Here is a 14864-nt window from a genome sequence, read left to right on the forward strand (position 1 = left end):
AGAAAAACTTGGCTTTTCGCCAAGTCCTAATGGCGAAAGCCTTTGTTTTTCACATACTTTAACCCTTTAATAAAGTTAAACATTCTTAAAGTAAAATAAAAACTCGCCATCCAGCGAGTTTTGGCGGCCTATGTATAGTACACTAATTAGTCCTATTTGACTTTGCTAGCGCTTATTTAAAAAGAGGCTGAATACAGTGCACTCAGCCCCTACTTTATGAATTACTCTTGGAAAAATTTACGATTAATTTCAATGTATTTCTCTTCTTCTTCTGGTAGTTCATCCTCATGATAGATTGCTTCTACAGGGCAGACAGCTTCGCATGCTCCACAATCAATACAAATATCTGGATCGATATAGAACATATCTTTTCCTTCTTCTATACAATCAACCGGACAAACTTCAACGCATTCGCCAGCTTTTTCATCTTTACATGGTGACGTGATTACAAATGCCAAAAGTAAACCCTCCTTCATATTATAACTATATGGTTATCATACCATTAAATAAAAAGAAACTCCAAATGAATATGCATATGATTTTACGAATTATAAGGAGAATTTTTGACATTTTGAGTTGAACTTTGCAAAAGGAGTAGATAAAAATGATCATTAAGATCCAACCAGGCACCACGATGTACAATATTGCTGTAGCTTTTCAACTACCACTCGGAATCGTAATTGCCTCTAATCCAAACAAAGACCCAAATAATTTGTCCATCGGGGATACTCTCCAAATTCCAGGGTATCAAGCTGATACTCGTTTAATTAATGCTGGCGATACCTATTGGTCCATTAGTCAACAAGAAAATACTGATATAAACCAATTGAGATTGGCTAATCAATACTCGCCAGAAAATTTACCTATAGGGCGTAACCTTAATATACCTAAAATGGTCAGAGGGACGATCGTACAAACAGATCGAATTTATTCATCTTCATTGATGGAAGAACATCTTAAGGAGCTTGTGGAAGTATATCCATTCTTAGATCTACGTGTGATTGGGCAGTCCGTAATGGGTAAGCCAATCTATGAAGTCAGGGTGGGAAGTGGCTCCAAATTGGTTCATGTGAATGGGTCATTCCATGCCAATGAAGCAATTACCACTAGTGTGATCATGAAGTTTATCGAAGAGTATGCCGAAGCTATAACAACCAATGAACCTATACGAGGTAACAATATGATGAATTACTTTGAGAATGTAACCCTCTCCCTTGTACCGATGGTGAATCCAGATGGAGTTGATTTGCTTGCTGAAGGAGTTCCAAGTGAACAAGAGTACAGAGATTTGGCACTAGAGATCAATAACAATAGCACTGATTTCAGCGGATGGAAAGCCAATATTAGAGGAGTAGATTTGAATAATCAATACCCCGCTAATTGGCAAATTGAACAAAACAGAAAGCCTAAACAGCCATCACCACGAGATTTTCCTGGAAACGCACCATTAACTGAACCAGAAGCAATCGCAATGGCAGAACTGGTTGGCAGGGAAAATTTTGATCGCGTTCTAGCTTTGCACACACAAGGGCAAGTTATATTTTGGGGATATGAAGGTCTCGAGCCACCAGAATCTCAGGAAATCGTTTCTGAATACAGTAGAGTGAGTAGCTTTGCCCCTATTAGATATGTCGATAGTCATGCTGGGTTTAAAGATTGGTTCATTCAAGAATTTCGTCTTCCAGGTTTTACAGTTGAGCTTGGAAAAGGAGTCAATCCATTACCTTTTAACCAATTTGACGAAATGTATGAACAAATGCTCGGTATCTTTCTTGCGAACAGTTACATTTAAAATTCAGAAAATTAAAGCTGTATAAGGGGATATAAAAGCAGTAGCAATTTCGCTACTGCTTACGTCTATTAGTATAATTTTTCATACCATCTTTTAGCTTCATCTACTTCATTTTTAGTTAATTGATGTCCTTGGTTATCCCAAAATAATTCTACCTTTGCACCTGATTGTTCTAATAGGTCTTTCAAGTCTTTAGATTCTTGAGGTGAACAAATGGGATCATTCTCCCCTGCCGCAATGAAAACTGGTGTTTCATGTTGTTCCGGAAGATCGATTCCTCTCCTAGGGACCATCGGGTGGTGTAGGATCGCAGCCTTCAACACCTTTTCATAATGAAAAAGTAAGCTTCCGGCAATGTTCGCACCATTTGAATAACCGATTGCTATCACATTGTTTCTATCAAATCCATATTCTTGACTCTTTTCATCTAAGAAATCTTTTAATTCTTCCGTACGTTCGATGAGATCCTCTTCATCGAAAACTCCTTCGCGTAGTCTCTTGAAAAAACGAGGCATACCATTTTCACTCACATTACCACGAACACTAAGTACATGAGCATCAGGATCAATCATTTCAGCAAGTGGGAGAAGGTCTTTTTCGGTTCCACCTGTCCCGTGTAACAATAGAAATGTAGGTTTGCCTTCTTTTCCTTCTTGGAATATGTGATGCATGAAAATCATCCCTTCAAAAATAATATGATTATATCTTGAATTCAAACTAATTATAGCTTTTGAATTCTCTCAGGTCAAAAAAGCAGCTTTCACTAGATAATGAAAGCTGCCTTTAAATGTTATTTTTCTTCGAAATATTCTTTGTAAAAGCCACCCATTTTCCCGGTGTCATCTACTACGAAATAGAATTCATCAGATTCATTTTTAACATCATATACCTTACCAGGTGTTAGCACATTCTCGACTGTGAATTTCTTTGCATCCACATGCACACAAGTGATCTGTTTCGTCGTTGGATTATCATACCAAGTTTTATGAATCATCTTTCTCTTCCCTTCATTATCTTAATCAATCGTTTGATTTGTTATTCGAACAACACTTTATATTTTCCGTAACCCTTTTCTTCTAGCTCGTCTTTCGGGATGAACTTCAGGGCAGCGGAATTAATACAATATCTCATGCCGCCTTCCTCTTTAGGTCCATCGTCAAAGACATGTCCAAGATGAGAGTTTGCGTAATTGCTTCGAACCTCTATTCTTCGCATACCAAGTGAGGTGTCCATATGTTCTTCCACTTCAGCAATGGGCTTAGTAAAGCTTGGCCAACCACAACCCGCGTCATACTTATCGGTTGATGAAAAAAGTGGTTCACCGCTGACGATATCAACGTATATGCCGTCCTCTTCGTGATCCCAGTATTCATTCTTATAAGGTGTTTCGGTCGCATCTTCCTGCGTGACCTTATACTGAATGTCAGTTAGTTGCTCACGGAGTTGTTCAACATCAGCTTTGTTATTCTTCCAGTGTTTATCAATAAATCCTTTTCTTCCAGAACCTTTTTTATATAGTTTATAATGAAATGAATTCTTTTTATAATAATCTTGGTGTTCATCTTCAGCCCTGTAAAAAGGTTTTGCCTCTTCGATTTCAACTACAATATCATCTTTGAACTTTCCACTTTCCTGTAGTGCTTGCTTAGATTTTTCAGCCATAGATTTTTGTTCTTCGTCATGATAAAAAATCACAGGCTTGTATGATCCACCTCTGTCATTGAACTGACCGGAGTCATCTGTAGGATCAATCTGTTGCCAATAAACTTCTAGAAGCTTTTCGTAAGGAAATATATCAGGATCATACGTGATTTGTACTGCTTCAACATGTCCCGTTGTTTCTGAACAGACTTCTCTGTATGTCGGGTTCTCAGTATGTCCTCCTGTGTATCCAGATGTGATTTCATGTATTCCTGGTCTACGGTCGAAAGGCTCAACCATACACCAGAAACATCCACCTGCGAATGTTGCTACTTTTAACTGCTCTGACATAATAGACACCCTTTCTATTTAAATCATATATAGAGTTTCGGAGCAGGAACTTCATTACCCTTTTTTGGTGATTCTTTTTTATAAGAGGGTTTTGCATTCTTTACTTCTTCATTTGGAGCTGTCTGCGATTCTTTATCAGACGCTGTCTGTGATTCTTCATCAGAAACACTTTCACCACTCTGATCGTCTTGCTCCATCATAATTTTCACCATATCAATAAACATAGGTGCATTCTTAATCATTGGTCCATATTGCTTTACATAAGGTGTGACCTGCTGAACCAATTGTAACCCTTTTTGAACGTGATTTAAAGTTTGGTGAAAGGTGCTATAGGTCGACGGTGAATACATTGCACCAAACTTTGAAGGTTGTTGCATCAATAGTGAACTTTGTGGTCGTCGTCCTAGGAACCGACCAACGATGTTTTGAATTCCACTTGGTCGCTTCCCCAGTTGCGCTGGTGGTTGAAATCTGTACATTTGTTGATTTTGATAAGGGTCAAACATGTCTTAACGCCTCCTTATATGTATACTATAAGTTACGTTATAGACATAGCTCACGTATAGGCTACTGCTCGTATAATTTATATACACCATTCGATTGGAGAAATTCCATGCTCGAGTAGATATTCATTAGTCTTTGAGAAAGGCTTACTTCCAAAGAAACCTCTATGAGCAGAAAGAGGGCTAGGATGAGGACTATGTAAAATGACATGACGGTTTTGGTCGATCATATTACTTTTTTTCAAAGCTTGTTTCCCCCATAAAATAAAAACAAGATGATTTCTCTCGTTATTTAATTGCTGTATCGCATAGTCCGTGAAACTCTCCCAGCCGATCGAACGATGGGAGTTCGCCTGATGGGCTTCAACTGTTAAAACGGTGTTTAATAACAATACCCCTTGTCTTGCCCATTTTGTGAGATCACCATGTCTAGGAGCTGGGCAACCCAAATCATTTTGCAACTCCTTGAATATGTTTCTTAAAGATGGTGGTATATTCATTCTTGGTGGAACGGAAAAACTTAACCCATTCGCTTGCCCAGGCCCATGGTAAGGATCTTGTCCTAAGATGACCACTTTAGTTTCATTGAAAGGCGTTTCATTGAAGGCTCTAAACACCTGCTCTTTTATTGGATAGATTTCTTTTTCTTCATATTGACTATCAATTGAATGAATCATTCGCTGGAAATACTCTTTACTGATTTCGGGCTGTAAATACTTTTTCCAGTCGGTGACGATCCCCAAAATTATTTCCCCCTCGCCATTCGATTATTTCCCGGGAAAGCGCATGATAACAGTGCTTTCGACACTATTTCGTCCATCGTTTGTCGTTAATTGACACTTTGGAGCGAAACCAGGTGATAATGGCAAATTGTCTTTCCTTCTTCAATAGTTAATTTGACAATTTTCGCGGTACCAATTTGGTCTGATTCAGGTTTTCTCATGATTTTTATTGGTTCAAGTATAGGGAAAATTTTATATCCTTCGAATTCGATCTCGAATAAATCAGTTTCTTCATTAATTCTTCTTTCTTTACCGTGCGTAACAATTTTCCATTCCATCATAAATGGTTGAGCCATTTAATCACCTCATTTTGTAAATGGTTTATTTAAATTTTACCTTAATCTAAATCGAAAATCGAACATATTCTTGTTTAAGAACATTTGTTCGTATATAATAGTGGTGAGGTGATTGAAATGCATAATGATCGTGGCAGTATTAAGTGGACCTCGATGATGTTGCCAGAACATGTATCAGCTATCCAAAAGATGTGGAAAGAAGACACCTACCAACCTCCCCCATCATTGGATGAGCAAGAACTGGAATTGCTGAATGAGAATTTAGAAAAAGCAATAGATGAAGAACTAAAAGTAAAAATCATTCGATATTCAAACGGGAAATACAGTTCTTATGAGGGCAGTGTCGAAAGGTATGAAGCCATCAAGAAAGAATTGATCATTCGTAATAGCTCCCAATCCTTTAACCTCCCCCTCCATCAAATTGTAGACATCCGTATTTAATGAAATTGCCTATACAAAGCTTACTATCCCAGCATACGATATGAATGAAATGACGATAGGAGGTATGAGAATGAGCAATTACTATGGTGGCTTTACACTAATTGTCGTTTTATTTATCCTGTTAGTTATCGTTGGAAGTGCCTACGTTTGCTAGATACCATCAACGATTAGCATGAAAAAAGGCCGGGAGTATATCTCCCGGCCTTTTGTGTATTAATTATTATAGTCATCCCATACATCGTCAAAGGTTTGTAAAGCCTCAGGAAAAGGACTGTTCAATTCTAGATATCTGCTCAGTTCATCATAATCAGTTTCTTGTTTTGGAAAATCATGATCATTGAACATCCAATCAGCTAACCTTTTTCTTGGATCATCCTTATCTTTAACCCCACGGTATTGCAACATGTAATGGTAAAATGGCTTCATCCAATCCCCCTAGTACCTTATGATTCTTCGTGTAATTGCTTCAGTTTTTTAATTTTTCTTCTATAAACGATTCCCGAAAGCGTAATCGAAATTTCGTACAACAAGATTAATGGAGCTGCAACGATCAATTGCAGAATAAAATCAGGTGGTGAAAGCATTGTACCTAGAATAACCAGGACTAGGTAAGCATACTTCCTGAATTTTTTCATAACTTGTGGGTTGAGCATCCCTAAACTTGTAAGGAACATCGCGATTAATGGGACCTCGAAAAAGAAAGCGAATGGAATGGTCATTTGCAAGACAAATCGAAAGTAGTTTTTCGCAGTGAACATTTCATTCACGAGTCCATCACTTAGTCCTAATAAGAATTCGAGGACTAGATCTTTGATGACAATATATCCAAAACCTACTCCTACAGCGAATAGAATGAATATGATCGGTATGTATAAAGCGCTGACTCTTTTTTCATGCTTAGTTAACGCAGGACTTATGAACAACCATAGTTGAAATGCTAAAAATGGAAGTCCCCCGAACAAACCGGCGATCGTTGCTATCATTAAATAAACCCAAACGATTTCAAACGGACCAAGAACATTCAATTCAAATGAAACATCGCCTTCAATAAATTGATAAATATCACTGGCAAAATAAAAGCCAACAGCGAAAAAGAGCGCGAATATGACAAAACTCCAAATCAACCGTCCACGCAGTTCACCTAAATGTTCTGTCCAGTGCATTTCATCCGGGTTGCTGTATTTATTACTAGACATAAAACTCATCCTTTTCATAAAAGAAGATGTAAGGGGGTCACCTTACACCTTGATTACGATTGATTGTTATTATTTTTATCGTTTGACTTCTGATCTGAAGAATCATCAGATATCAAATCATTTGTCGCTTTTTTAAACTCTCGTAATGAAGATCCAAACGCTTTACCAATTTCGGGAAGCTTGGCTGGCCCGAAAACGATTAAAGCTACGAGTACGATTAAAATAAGCCCAGGTACTCCAATTCCACCTAAACCCATAAAATCACTCCAATGATGTTAGTATAGTAAAAACTCGGAGATGAACTTCAAATCATTATTAACGGTGATCGATTGTCTTTTTATTATCAGATTCATCGTCATCAGATGTTAAACCTTTGGTCGAGTGCTTGAATTCTTTCAACGATTGACCTATAGCTTGCCCAAGTTCAGGCAATTTTTTAGGACCGAATATAATAAGTACGATGAGTACGATTAAGATTAAACCTGGAATTCCTATATTCATGATAACACCTACCATTTCTTCACAGTAACTTATCTTTATTTTCGCCGATTTGTCCACATTTTGCAAACATAAAATGAGACTGTTACAAAACGTTCACTTTATTTTCGTTCAAAAATATAAAAAGTGTGTTCATGTTCGTTTTTTTCATCAACAACACCCTCTTCCTCTTCGATCAGTCGCCAATCGCCGAGGTCAAATTGAGGGAAGAAAGTATCACCATCAAATGACTCGTGGATCTGAGACATGTATAGTCGGTCCGCCTGAGGTAAAGCTATTTCAAATAGTTGGGCGCCACCTATAATGAAAACCTCTTCGTTTCTTTGGAAATAAGGATCAAGCTCTTTCCAAGAGTGAACGATTTCGCACCCATCCACTTTGAAGTCTTTATCTCGAGTCAAGATGATATTCTCTCTCTTAGGTAATGGTCTTCCAATTGATTCGAATGTTTTTCTTCCCATTATAACTGGTGAACCTGAAGTCACTCTTTTAAAAAACTTCAAATCATTCGGTAAGTGCCAAGGCATTCCATTTTCAGAGCCTATAACACGATGCTGATCCATTGCCCAAATTAATGAAATCATTAGGTTTCCTCCATTCTAAACTGCGATAGGTGCTTTAATCGATGGGTGTGGTTGGTAGTCGTTCAACGCAACGTCATTCACATCGAAATCAAACACTGAATCCTTTTCTCTATTCAAAGTTATTGTAGGTGCAGATTTGATATCACGTTGTAGCTGCTCATTCACTTGATCAAAATGATTATGATAGATATGTGCGTCCCCTAGAGTATGCACGAATGTGCCCACTTCTAGTCCACATTCATGTGCAATCAAATGAGTCAGTAACGCATAGCTAGCAATATTGAACGGAACGCCGAGAAAAATATCTGCACTTCTCTGGTATAGCTGACAAGATAATTTTCCATCATCCACATAGAACTGAAAAAGTGTATGACATGGTGGTAGAGCCATAGTTTCAATCTCTGGTGGGTTCCACGCTGAAACGATCAGTCTTCTAGATTCTGGTTTGTTCTTTATGTTTTCAATGACATCACTGATTTGATCAATCGTTTGCCCACGGCTGTCTTCCCAGTCACGCCACTGTTTGCCATACACATCCCCTAAATGGCCATACTTCTCAGCAAATACGTCATCTTCTATTATTTTTTTCTTGAATATTTCCATTTGCTTTTGATACTCAGCATTAAAAGCTTCATCCTGTTGAGCCCTTAAACCAAAGTCTTTCATATCGGGTCCTTCGTATTCTTCACTTTCTACCCAGTTCTTAAAAGCCCACTCATTCCAAATGTTATTGTTATGTAAAAGCAAGTAACGAATATTGGTGTCACCTTTCAAGAACCAAAGCAGTTCGCTGACGATTAATTTAAATGGTACCCGTTTTGTTGTAAGTAAAGGAAACCCTTCATTTAAATCAAACTTCATTTGATGCCCAAAAATTGACCTTGTCCCTGTTCCTGTCCGATCTCCACGATCAGAACCAGCATTTAGAACTGTTCGACACAAATCCAAATATTGTTGCTCATTTGTCCCCATACTTACACCTCATCCGCATATTTGTTAAGCCTATTCTACCAAAAATAACGCATCAAGCATAGTTCGATTCTTCAGGACATATATTTGTAAAATCACAAAGGATGAAAGGTGATTACTATGCGACGAAAGAAAACAGTAAGACCATTTTTGCTGAGTACGATGGCCGGAAGTTTAGCATTAAGCTCTCCTCTAGCTTTTTCTGTCCCAGTCGATGCAGAAGCAAAAACTCAACTTATAGAATTAAAACAAATGAAATATGGCGACCATCATGAATCAGTAATACACCTAAAAGAGAAGCTGAAATTCATCCAATACTATTCTGGTGAAGTTGATGAAGAATATGATGTGATGACCCAACATGCTGTACTTCGTTTTCAGAAGCATTATGGCTTGAAAGAAACCGGGGTGACAAATGAGAGCACAATTCTAAAAATCGAAGAAGTTGAAAAAGATTACCATATAAATCAAATCGAATCTTATGCTGAAAACCTGAAGCTCGGGACGAAATCACCTGAAGCAAAGAGCATACAGAGATCGTTAGCGTATTTCGGAGTTTATCAAGCAGAAATTGACGGGATTGTCGGTCCTAAGACGAAGCGTGGATTGGAAAGAATGAACGACATTTTTAAATTGGACTTATCTCTTGAAAATCTGCAGCCCGTGGTTACAATTGCGGAAAACAAACCACAAGAGCAAGAAACCCACGAGCCGGAAGCTTCAACTCATAATGATACAGTTGAGCCCACTGTTGTCGAAGAGCAAAAAGAAGAAGAAACTGAAGAAGTTGAGGAAGAAGAGACTGAAGAAGAAAAATCTGAAATTCAACAGGTCGCTTCTACAACGGCTGACACTAGTGTGGTTGGAACGGCAAGAAACCTAGTTGGTGTACCTTATGTATGGGGAGGAACTACAACTAGTGGCTTTGATTGTAGCGGGTATCTTCAATTCGTTTACAAACAACACGGGATCTCTATACCAAGGACAGTGAGTGACATATGGAACGCTACATCAGCAGTATCAGCACCAAGTGTAGGAAACCTGGTCTTTTTTGAAACGTATAAACCCGGCCCATCTCACGCAGGAATTTATTTAGGAAATGGCCAGTTTATCCATGCTGGAACAAGTACTGGTGTCACGATCAGTAATTTAAACGAATCATATTGGAGTTCACGTTATTTAGGCTCAAGAACATTGAATTAGTCAAATAAACCAATTTGCTTCGGGTTAAGTTGATCATATTCTATGTCTAATAAGTCAATTAATTGCTTAGCATTATGATATGCATCCCCTCCCGAATTGTTGTTAAACAGAATGGTTATATCATTAACTTCTTTTTCAAGGTGGTGTATTCTCGTACACCACTCTTTTAATTCATTTTCAGAGTAATTGTATAGAAAACGGACACTTCTCCAATTTGATTGACCATTGTTATTCCAACCATGAACATTTCTGCCGTGGAACCTAATAATAGCTTGATCTGGATGGGTTGTAGTATTAATAATTGGAACAGATCCTTTACCTGCTTGTGGTTCATCACAAATGGAATGAATCCACTGATAATCATACATGAATCTTAACGTCTCATGCTCTAAATTACCTTCGAACCACGAACGGTTTCTGAATTCAAGTGCTAATGGATAGCCTTCAAATTGCTGCCTTAAAAATTTGAGCTTCTGAACATGTGCCTTAGAAGCATCAAACCATGGTGGAAATTGAAATAGTAAACACTGAAGTTGATTCTTATCAATCAAAGGTTGAATTCCATCTTTATAATTTTTGATCATTTCCTTTATTTCTTTTCTAGTGTAGGTTTTTCTATCATGACCTGTAAAAGCTTGAAATGCTTTAACTACGAAAGTAAATGTGCTTGGAGTCTGCTCTATCCATTTTGAGTACTGATGTGGCGAAATGATGGAATAAAAAGCGCTATCCACTTCTACAGTTGGAAAGTGAGAGGCGTAAGTAGCCAATTTATTTCTTGTGGACTTTTCCAGTGAATGAATTGCCGGGTGATCTCCCCATCCAGTTAATCCAATACGTATCATAGAAGTTTCTCCTTATTTAAAATTCAACGATTATTGTGTCTGGCTTGACGCTACAGCTTGTATTAAGTATACTGGAAGTGCAATAAAGATGTGAAGTATCATAATGAAATCGGGTAACTTCTTTAGAAGTGAAGATTGAATTTTTTGTGGTCCTTCATTTCTATTCGAGTTACTTTTTTTAATTTCTTCTCATTTTTTATTGTGAATAAACACCTGCGGGTGAAAGTTTTTAGGAGGCTTTTTTAAGATGCAAAACGGCGTAGTAAAATGGTTTAACGCAGAAAAAGGTTATGGTTTCATTCAAGTTGAAGGTGGAGACGATGTATTCGTACACTATTCAGCTATTGACGAAGAAGGATTCAAATCATTAGACGAAGGTCAAGAAGTTGAGTTCGAAATCGTTGAAGGCGATCGTGGACCTCAAGCTTCTAACGTTACTAAAAAATAAATGATCTACCTTTTCGGCAGTCACTAATAAGTGGCTGCCGTATTTTGTTTTGGAGTCTTTTACGAAAATAAAAATTTTTGTTGCGTTCCGAACTCATTTCTTATAAGATGTTCATGTTGTGTCAAACGCAGTTCGCAAAATCCTGCGACATCAAAACTAAGGAGAGTGGAACAAATGAATAATGAAATACTTTGGGTATTATTTGCGATCGTTAATTTCCTGATGCTTTTAGGGATTTATCGATTGTTTGGCAAAAGTGGTTTGCTCGTGTGGATCGGGATGTCTACAGTTGTTGCAAACATTCAAGTGCTTAAGATGGTAGAACTTTTTGGAGTAACTGCTACTCTAGGAAACATCTTATATGGAACCATCTTTTTGGCTACAGATATTATCAATGAGAAATACGGTAAAAAGGAAGCGCGAAAAGCTGTATGGGTAGGTTTTTATACACTTTTATCAATGACGATCATTATGCAGATCGCATTACGATTCCAACCTGCAGAAAGTGATATGGTTAATGAATCATTAAAGACTTTGTTTGACTTGGTACCTCAGGTAGCAATAGGAAGTCTATTAGCTTATATCGTGAGTCAAAACGCAGACGTATGGATTTTCTCTAAACTGAAACAAAAGTTTTCGTCTGATAAATATTTATGGCTGAGGAACAATGGAAGTTCGATGTTGAGCCAATTACTTGATACATCAATCTTTTGTGTCATAGCTTTTTGGGGATTACTTCTCAACGATATTGAAATTTGGCTACAAATATTTATTTCAACCTATTTAATAAAATTCATTGTATCTGCATTTGACACACCGTTTATGTATATCGCAAAACGAATGAAAAACTAGCTCACTACTGAGCTAGTTTTTTTGTATCGTCGCAACTTCATTGGAGTCGTTTGTGATCCAATCGCTGAAACTACCTACATATAATTTTACGTTCCTGAAGCCTGCGAGCCACAAGGATATCACGTTAGGTGCAGCTGTTACCCCTGAACCACAGTACACAATGATGTCACTAGCATCTTTTAAATCAGAGAAGTGATGCTTAAGTTCTTCTTCAGATTTTAATGTGCCATCATCTTTCTTCACATGAGTCCAATCATAATTCAAGGCGTTCGGAATATGACCTGCTTTTCGGTCGATCGGCTCTTTATGGCCTGCATACCGTTCAAAATTACGAGAATCGAGAAGTTTTACTTGCTCGTTTTCCTTCTTCGATTTGACTTCTTCTTGTTTTGCTATCATTGATTCATCGATTTGGACAGCACCGTAGTTTATAACTTCTTTACTTTGTGCCTTTGAGGATAGTGGCATATCTTCTTCTAACCATGCCTTCCATCCGCCATCTAACAAATAAATATTCTTATGGCCAATAAGTTTCATCATCCAAAAGAATCTGGAAGCAAACGCAAGGTTTTCGTCATAAACAATGATCGTTGTATTCTTCGTAATTCCCCTTTCCCCTAACTTAATGGTAAATTCATTTAGGTCAGGTAAAGGATGTCTACCTCCTGTCGCTCCTACTTCCCCACTTAAATCCTCTTCTAGATCAAAGTAAACAGAACCTGGTATATGCTCCTCTTCATAAGCCTTCCGTCCTGTAGTCGGATCTTGAAGAGAGAACCGACAATCAACGAATATAACATCCCCTTTTTCCAACCAATTAAAAGCTTCTTTAGTACTAATAATCATATACTCTCCCCTTTTCTTACTTGATCAAAATTCAAAGATTTCTCCTCTAAAGGTATTCTTTTCGTCATCAACAATATGTGGGCGATTGGAAAGATTATTGCTGTGATATATGCTCCAAACATTAGTGGTATTACAATGAATTCACCGAAGACGATCCAGTAGTTCGGATGGCTGATCCACTTAAATGGGCCTTTTTGAACGAGTGGTTCAGAAGGTCGGATAATTACCTTTGTATTCCACCTTCTTCCTAGGGTTAAAAGTGTCCAAAAACGCAAAATCTGTAAAAATATAAACGTAAAGCCCAATATTAATGATGGTGAACTAAACAACCCTTCACCCATGTACAACCACTCAGCTATCAAGAAGATGAAAAAAAAGACATGAGTCATAACAATTAAAGGGTACCAGGGGTCAGGAATCAAAATCCCGCCTCGTTGCAACTGGAAACGTTCATTAGATTTAGCGACGATGAGCTCCCCGACTCTCAATAAAATTAGATAAAATAATATCCAGATTAACATTTATACATACTCCATTAGTATAAGTTGTGAATGAAAACCAGGCCCTAAAGCACCCAGAATGTGTTTTGTACCAGATTCAAGATTCTCTTGCTGCATTTTTTCTAAAAGTACGAAGAGGACAGTCGGGGATGACATATTGCCAAAATTCTTTAAGATATTAAATGAATGTTCTAATGAATGTTCTTCCAGTATGCATTTACTGATTTCCTCCAGTACTTTCTTTCCACCTGGATGGAGGATGAACGAATCTATTTCTTGTAATGTAATCTTATTATCGGTTAAAAAGTTGTCTGAATGGTCTTTCCAAAATGTCTTGATCAAACTTGGAATCTTTTTTGAAAAAATGACATGAAAACCATCATCCTGGACATCCCAGCCCATTATGTCCATAGATTCTCTTTTTGTTCTTGAACTGGCTTCAGTCATCTTAAATCCACCAGTACTTAGTGGATGCTCATCACCTAATAATAGAACAGCTGCAGCCCCATCGCCGAAAAGAGCTGCTCCAACAATATTAGTACTGTTTAACTCATCGATATGAAATGCTACAGAAGAAAGCTCTACACACACTAAAATAACAGCTTCAGTAGGATGTGCCTTTAAATAGTCGTTAACCCTCGCTAATCCGACTGCTCCTCCTGCACAACCCAACCCAAACATAGGGACCCTAACAATATTTTCGTTAAAAGAGCACCTATTCATCAGGTGTACATCAAGTGAGGGTGTTAGGATGCCCGTACTAGTAACTGTAAAAAGGGCATCTATTTCACTATGATCCATTGATGCTGAGTTTAGACATCGATCAACTGCTTTGCTTGCCAAATCAATTCCTTTTGATTCAAACAATTCATTTCGTTCAGAAAAAGAATGTGGCTGCTCAAACCACTCTTGTGGAACGACGAAATATCTTGAAGTGATTTCAGCTTGGTCAAAGACTGTTACATATTTCTCGAGTCTTCTTTCTGCAATATTTGATTGTATAAACTTCTTAGCCTCAGTTTGATGGATTGTATGAGGTGGTATAGCCGTACCCACACGATAAATGAATGACAAGGGACAAAACTTCCTTTTTTCTTTTATCGTGTACTTAAATAAT

23 protein-coding genes are annotated in these 14864 nt (G+C 37.7%); 6 read left to right on the forward strand and 17 right to left on the reverse strand.

The features are described from left to right. Nucleotides 1-221: 221 nt before the first annotated feature. Nucleotides 222-458 carry an indolepyruvate ferredoxin oxidoreductase subunit alpha gene (locus CEY16_RS03275; protein WP_101330533.1) on the reverse strand — a complete coding sequence of 79 codons (237 nt, stop codon included), beginning with the start codon at nucleotides 456-458 and terminating at the stop codon, nucleotides 222-224. A gap of 146 nt (nucleotides 459-604) precedes the next feature. Between CEY16_RS03275 and CEY16_RS03280 the strand changes: the two genes are divergently transcribed. Continuing rightward, a complete protein-coding gene (locus CEY16_RS03280; RefSeq protein WP_101330534.1) occupies nucleotides 605-1792 on the forward strand; it encodes a M14 family zinc carboxypeptidase in 1188 nt (395 codons plus the stop codon). Nucleotides 1793-1860: 68 nt separating this feature from the next. On the opposite strand, the gene CEY16_RS03285 is transcribed toward CEY16_RS03280, so the two are convergent. From CEY16_RS03285 to CEY16_RS03310, 6 genes are all read right to left on the reverse strand, one after another. Next, on the reverse strand, nucleotides 1861-2463 hold the full coding sequence (locus CEY16_RS03285; protein WP_101330535.1) for an alpha/beta hydrolase: 603 nt from the start codon (nucleotides 2461-2463) through the stop codon (nucleotides 1861-1863). Nucleotides 2464-2582: 119 nt separating this feature from the next. Beyond that, nucleotides 2583-2786 carry a DUF6501 family protein gene (locus CEY16_RS03290; RefSeq protein WP_101330536.1) on the reverse strand — a complete coding sequence of 68 codons (204 nt, stop codon included), beginning with the start codon at nucleotides 2784-2786 and terminating at the stop codon, nucleotides 2583-2585. Nucleotides 2787-2827: 41 nt separating this feature from the next. Continuing rightward, nucleotides 2828-3784, reverse strand: coding sequence for a peptide-methionine (S)-S-oxide reductase MsrA (gene msrA, locus CEY16_RS03295; RefSeq protein WP_101330537.1), 957 nt, complete (start codon nucleotides 3782-3784; stop codon nucleotides 2828-2830). 23 nt (nucleotides 3785-3807) lie between these two features. Further along, nucleotides 3808-4290, reverse strand: a complete 483-nt coding sequence (gene vrrA, locus CEY16_RS03300) for a VrrA/YqfQ family protein (protein WP_101330538.1) — start codon at nucleotides 4288-4290, stop codon at nucleotides 3808-3810. Between the two features lie 77 nt (nucleotides 4291-4367). Next, the gene (locus CEY16_RS03305) at nucleotides 4368-5030 is read right to left on the reverse strand and encodes a uracil-DNA glycosylase (protein WP_202908592.1); all 663 of its coding nucleotides are present in this window, start codon (nucleotides 5028-5030) and stop codon (nucleotides 4368-4370) included. Between the two features lie 86 nt (nucleotides 5031-5116). After that, a complete protein-coding gene (locus tag CEY16_RS03310) occupies nucleotides 5117-5365 on the reverse strand; it encodes a DUF2584 family protein (protein ID WP_101330540.1) in 249 nt (82 codons plus the stop codon). Between the two features lie 117 nt (nucleotides 5366-5482). On the opposite strand from CEY16_RS03310, the gene CEY16_RS03315 reads away from it, so the two are divergent. Together CEY16_RS03315 and CEY16_RS03320 are read left to right on the forward strand one after the other, a co-directional pair. Continuing rightward, nucleotides 5483-5806, forward strand: coding sequence for a YolD-like family protein (locus CEY16_RS03315; RefSeq protein WP_101330541.1), 324 nt, complete (start codon nucleotides 5483-5485; stop codon nucleotides 5804-5806). Between the two features lie 70 nt (nucleotides 5807-5876). Beyond that, the gene (locus tag CEY16_RS03320; RefSeq protein WP_101330542.1) at nucleotides 5877-5960 is read left to right on the forward strand and encodes a YjcZ family sporulation protein; all 84 of its coding nucleotides are present in this window, start codon (nucleotides 5877-5879) and stop codon (nucleotides 5958-5960) included. 59 nt (nucleotides 5961-6019) lie between these two features. On the opposite strand, the gene CEY16_RS03325 is transcribed toward CEY16_RS03320, so the two are convergent. The 6 genes from CEY16_RS03325 to CEY16_RS03350 all read right to left on the reverse strand — a co-directional run bounded on the left by CEY16_RS03325 (nucleotide 6020) and on the right by CEY16_RS03350 (nucleotide 9056). Continuing rightward, on the reverse strand, nucleotides 6020-6232 hold the full coding sequence (locus CEY16_RS03325) for a YozE family protein (protein WP_101330543.1): 213 nt from the start codon (nucleotides 6230-6232) through the stop codon (nucleotides 6020-6022). 17 nt (nucleotides 6233-6249) lie between these two features. Beyond that, nucleotides 6250-7002, reverse strand: coding sequence for a twin-arginine translocase subunit TatC (tatC, locus tag CEY16_RS03330; protein WP_101330544.1), 753 nt, complete (start codon nucleotides 7000-7002; stop codon nucleotides 6250-6252). A 53-nt stretch (nucleotides 7003-7055) separates the two neighbouring features. After that, nucleotides 7056-7259, reverse strand: coding sequence for a twin-arginine translocase TatA/TatE family subunit (locus CEY16_RS03335; RefSeq protein WP_101330545.1), 204 nt, complete (start codon nucleotides 7257-7259; stop codon nucleotides 7056-7058). A 58-nt stretch (nucleotides 7260-7317) separates the two neighbouring features. Then, nucleotides 7318-7503: a twin-arginine translocase TatA/TatE family subunit gene (gene tatA, locus CEY16_RS03340; RefSeq protein ID WP_162297834.1), complete on the reverse strand. Its 186-nt coding sequence runs from the start codon at nucleotides 7501-7503 to the stop codon at nucleotides 7318-7320. Between the two features lie 98 nt (nucleotides 7504-7601). Continuing rightward, a complete protein-coding gene (locus tag CEY16_RS03345; RefSeq protein WP_101330546.1) occupies nucleotides 7602-8084 on the reverse strand; it encodes a dihydrofolate reductase in 483 nt (160 codons plus the stop codon). 15 nt (nucleotides 8085-8099) lie between these two features. Continuing rightward, nucleotides 8100-9056 (reverse strand): thymidylate synthase, encoded by a 957-nt coding sequence (locus CEY16_RS03350; RefSeq protein ID WP_101330547.1) that lies wholly within the window; start codon nucleotides 9054-9056, stop codon nucleotides 8100-8102. 117 nt (nucleotides 9057-9173) lie between these two features. Here CEY16_RS03350 and CEY16_RS03355 point away from each other — a divergent pair, with 117 nt between their 5' ends. Next, entirely contained in the window at nucleotides 9174-10256 is a 1083-nt protein-coding gene (locus CEY16_RS03355) for a C40 family peptidase (RefSeq protein WP_101330548.1), read from the forward strand. Here CEY16_RS03355 and CEY16_RS03360 read toward each other — a convergent pair. Continuing rightward, nucleotides 10253-11101, reverse strand: coding sequence for a DUF72 domain-containing protein (locus tag CEY16_RS03360; protein WP_101330549.1), 849 nt, complete (start codon nucleotides 11099-11101; stop codon nucleotides 10253-10255). The two genes, CEY16_RS03355 and CEY16_RS03360, sit on opposite strands and share 4 nt — an antisense overlap. 247 nt (nucleotides 11102-11348) lie before the next feature. Here CEY16_RS03360 and CEY16_RS03365 point away from each other — a divergent pair, with 247 nt between their 5' ends. Beyond that, nucleotides 11349-11549, forward strand: a complete 201-nt coding sequence (locus CEY16_RS03365) for a cold-shock protein (protein WP_101330550.1) — start codon at nucleotides 11349-11351, stop codon at nucleotides 11547-11549. A 174-nt stretch (nucleotides 11550-11723) separates the two neighbouring features. Beyond that, a complete protein-coding gene (locus tag CEY16_RS03370; protein ID WP_101330551.1) occupies nucleotides 11724-12401 on the forward strand; it encodes a queuosine precursor transporter in 678 nt (225 codons plus the stop codon). A 12-nt stretch (nucleotides 12402-12413) separates the two neighbouring features. Here CEY16_RS03370 and CEY16_RS03375 read toward each other — a convergent pair whose 3' ends face one another. The 3 genes from CEY16_RS03375 to CEY16_RS03385 are packed head-to-tail and all read right to left on the reverse strand — an operon-like array spanning nucleotide 12414 to nucleotide 14821. Next, complete coding sequence (locus CEY16_RS03375) at nucleotides 12414-13247, reverse strand: sulfurtransferase (protein WP_101330552.1); 834 nt, start codon at nucleotides 13245-13247, stop codon at nucleotides 12414-12416. Further along, nucleotides 13244-13768 carry an isoprenylcysteine carboxyl methyltransferase family protein gene (locus CEY16_RS03380; RefSeq protein WP_101330553.1) on the reverse strand — a complete coding sequence of 175 codons (525 nt, stop codon included), beginning with the start codon at nucleotides 13766-13768 and terminating at the stop codon, nucleotides 13244-13246. The genes CEY16_RS03375 and CEY16_RS03380 overlap by 4 nt, the downstream gene beginning before the upstream one ends. Then, nucleotides 13769-14821, reverse strand: coding sequence for a type III polyketide synthase (locus CEY16_RS03385; protein WP_101330554.1), 1053 nt, complete (start codon nucleotides 14819-14821; stop codon nucleotides 13769-13771). Between the last annotated feature and the right edge of the window lie 43 nt (nucleotides 14822-14864).

It is taken from the genome of Halalkalibacillus sediminis (assembly GCF_002844535.1).
GTDB lineage: Bacteria > Bacillota > Bacilli > Bacillales > Alkalibacillaceae > Halalkalibacillus_A > Halalkalibacillus_A sediminis.

Excerpts from the sequence above, each read along its gene's own strand:
- CEY16_RS03280 (WP_101330534.1), top strand. The coding sequence starts at position 605 with ATGATCATTAAGATCCAACCAGGCACCACGATGTACAATATTGCTGTA.
- CEY16_RS03310 (WP_101330540.1), bottom strand. The coding sequence starts at position 5,365 with ATGGCTCAACCATTTATGATGGAATGGAAAATTGTTACGCACGGTAAA.
- CEY16_RS03325 (WP_101330543.1), bottom strand. The coding sequence starts at position 6,232 with ATGAAGCCATTTTACCATTACATGTTGCAATACCGTGGGGTTAAAGAT.
- CEY16_RS03355 (WP_101330548.1), top strand. The coding sequence starts at position 9,174 with ATGCGACGAAAGAAAACAGTAAGACCATTTTTGCTGAGTACGATGGCC.
- CEY16_RS03285 (WP_101330535.1), bottom strand. The coding sequence starts at position 2,463 with ATGCATCACATATTCCAAGAAGGAAAAGAAGGCAAACCTACATTTCTA.
- CEY16_RS03375 (WP_101330552.1), bottom strand. The coding sequence starts at position 13,247 with ATGATTATTAGTACTAAAGAAGCTTTTAATTGGTTGGAAAAAGGGGAT.
- tatC (WP_101330544.1), bottom strand. The coding sequence starts at position 7,002 with ATGTCTAGTAATAAATACAGCAACCCGGATGAAATGCACTGGACAGAA.
- CEY16_RS03345 (WP_101330546.1), bottom strand. The coding sequence starts at position 8,084 with ATGATTTCATTAATTTGGGCAATGGATCAGCATCGTGTTATAGGCTCT.
- CEY16_RS03320 (WP_101330542.1), top strand. The coding sequence starts at position 5,877 with ATGAGCAATTACTATGGTGGCTTTACACTAATTGTCGTTTTATTTATC.
- CEY16_RS03350 (WP_101330547.1), bottom strand. The coding sequence starts at position 9,056 with ATGGGGACAAATGAGCAACAATATTTGGATTTGTGTCGAACAGTTCTA.
- CEY16_RS03365 (WP_101330550.1), top strand. The coding sequence starts at position 11,349 with ATGCAAAACGGCGTAGTAAAATGGTTTAACGCAGAAAAAGGTTATGGT.
- CEY16_RS03335 (WP_101330545.1), bottom strand. The coding sequence starts at position 7,259 with ATGGGTTTAGGTGGAATTGGAGTACCTGGGCTTATTTTAATCGTACTC.
- CEY16_RS03290 (WP_101330536.1), bottom strand. The coding sequence starts at position 2,786 with ATGATTCATAAAACTTGGTATGATAATCCAACGACGAAACAGATCACT.
- CEY16_RS03315 (WP_101330541.1), top strand. The coding sequence starts at position 5,483 with ATGCATAATGATCGTGGCAGTATTAAGTGGACCTCGATGATGTTGCCA.
- msrA (WP_101330537.1), bottom strand. The coding sequence starts at position 3,784 with ATGTCAGAGCAGTTAAAAGTAGCAACATTCGCAGGTGGATGTTTCTGG.
- CEY16_RS03380 (WP_101330553.1), bottom strand. The coding sequence starts at position 13,768 with ATGTTAATCTGGATATTATTTTATCTAATTTTATTGAGAGTCGGGGAG.
- vrrA (WP_101330538.1), bottom strand. The coding sequence starts at position 4,290 with ATGTTTGACCCTTATCAAAATCAACAAATGTACAGATTTCAACCACCA.
- CEY16_RS03370 (WP_101330551.1), top strand. The coding sequence starts at position 11,724 with ATGAATAATGAAATACTTTGGGTATTATTTGCGATCGTTAATTTCCTG.
- CEY16_RS03360 (WP_101330549.1), bottom strand. The coding sequence starts at position 11,101 with ATGATACGTATTGGATTAACTGGATGGGGAGATCACCCGGCAATTCAT.
- tatA (WP_162297834.1), bottom strand. The coding sequence starts at position 7,503 with ATGAATATAGGAATTCCAGGTTTAATCTTAATCGTACTCATCGTACTT.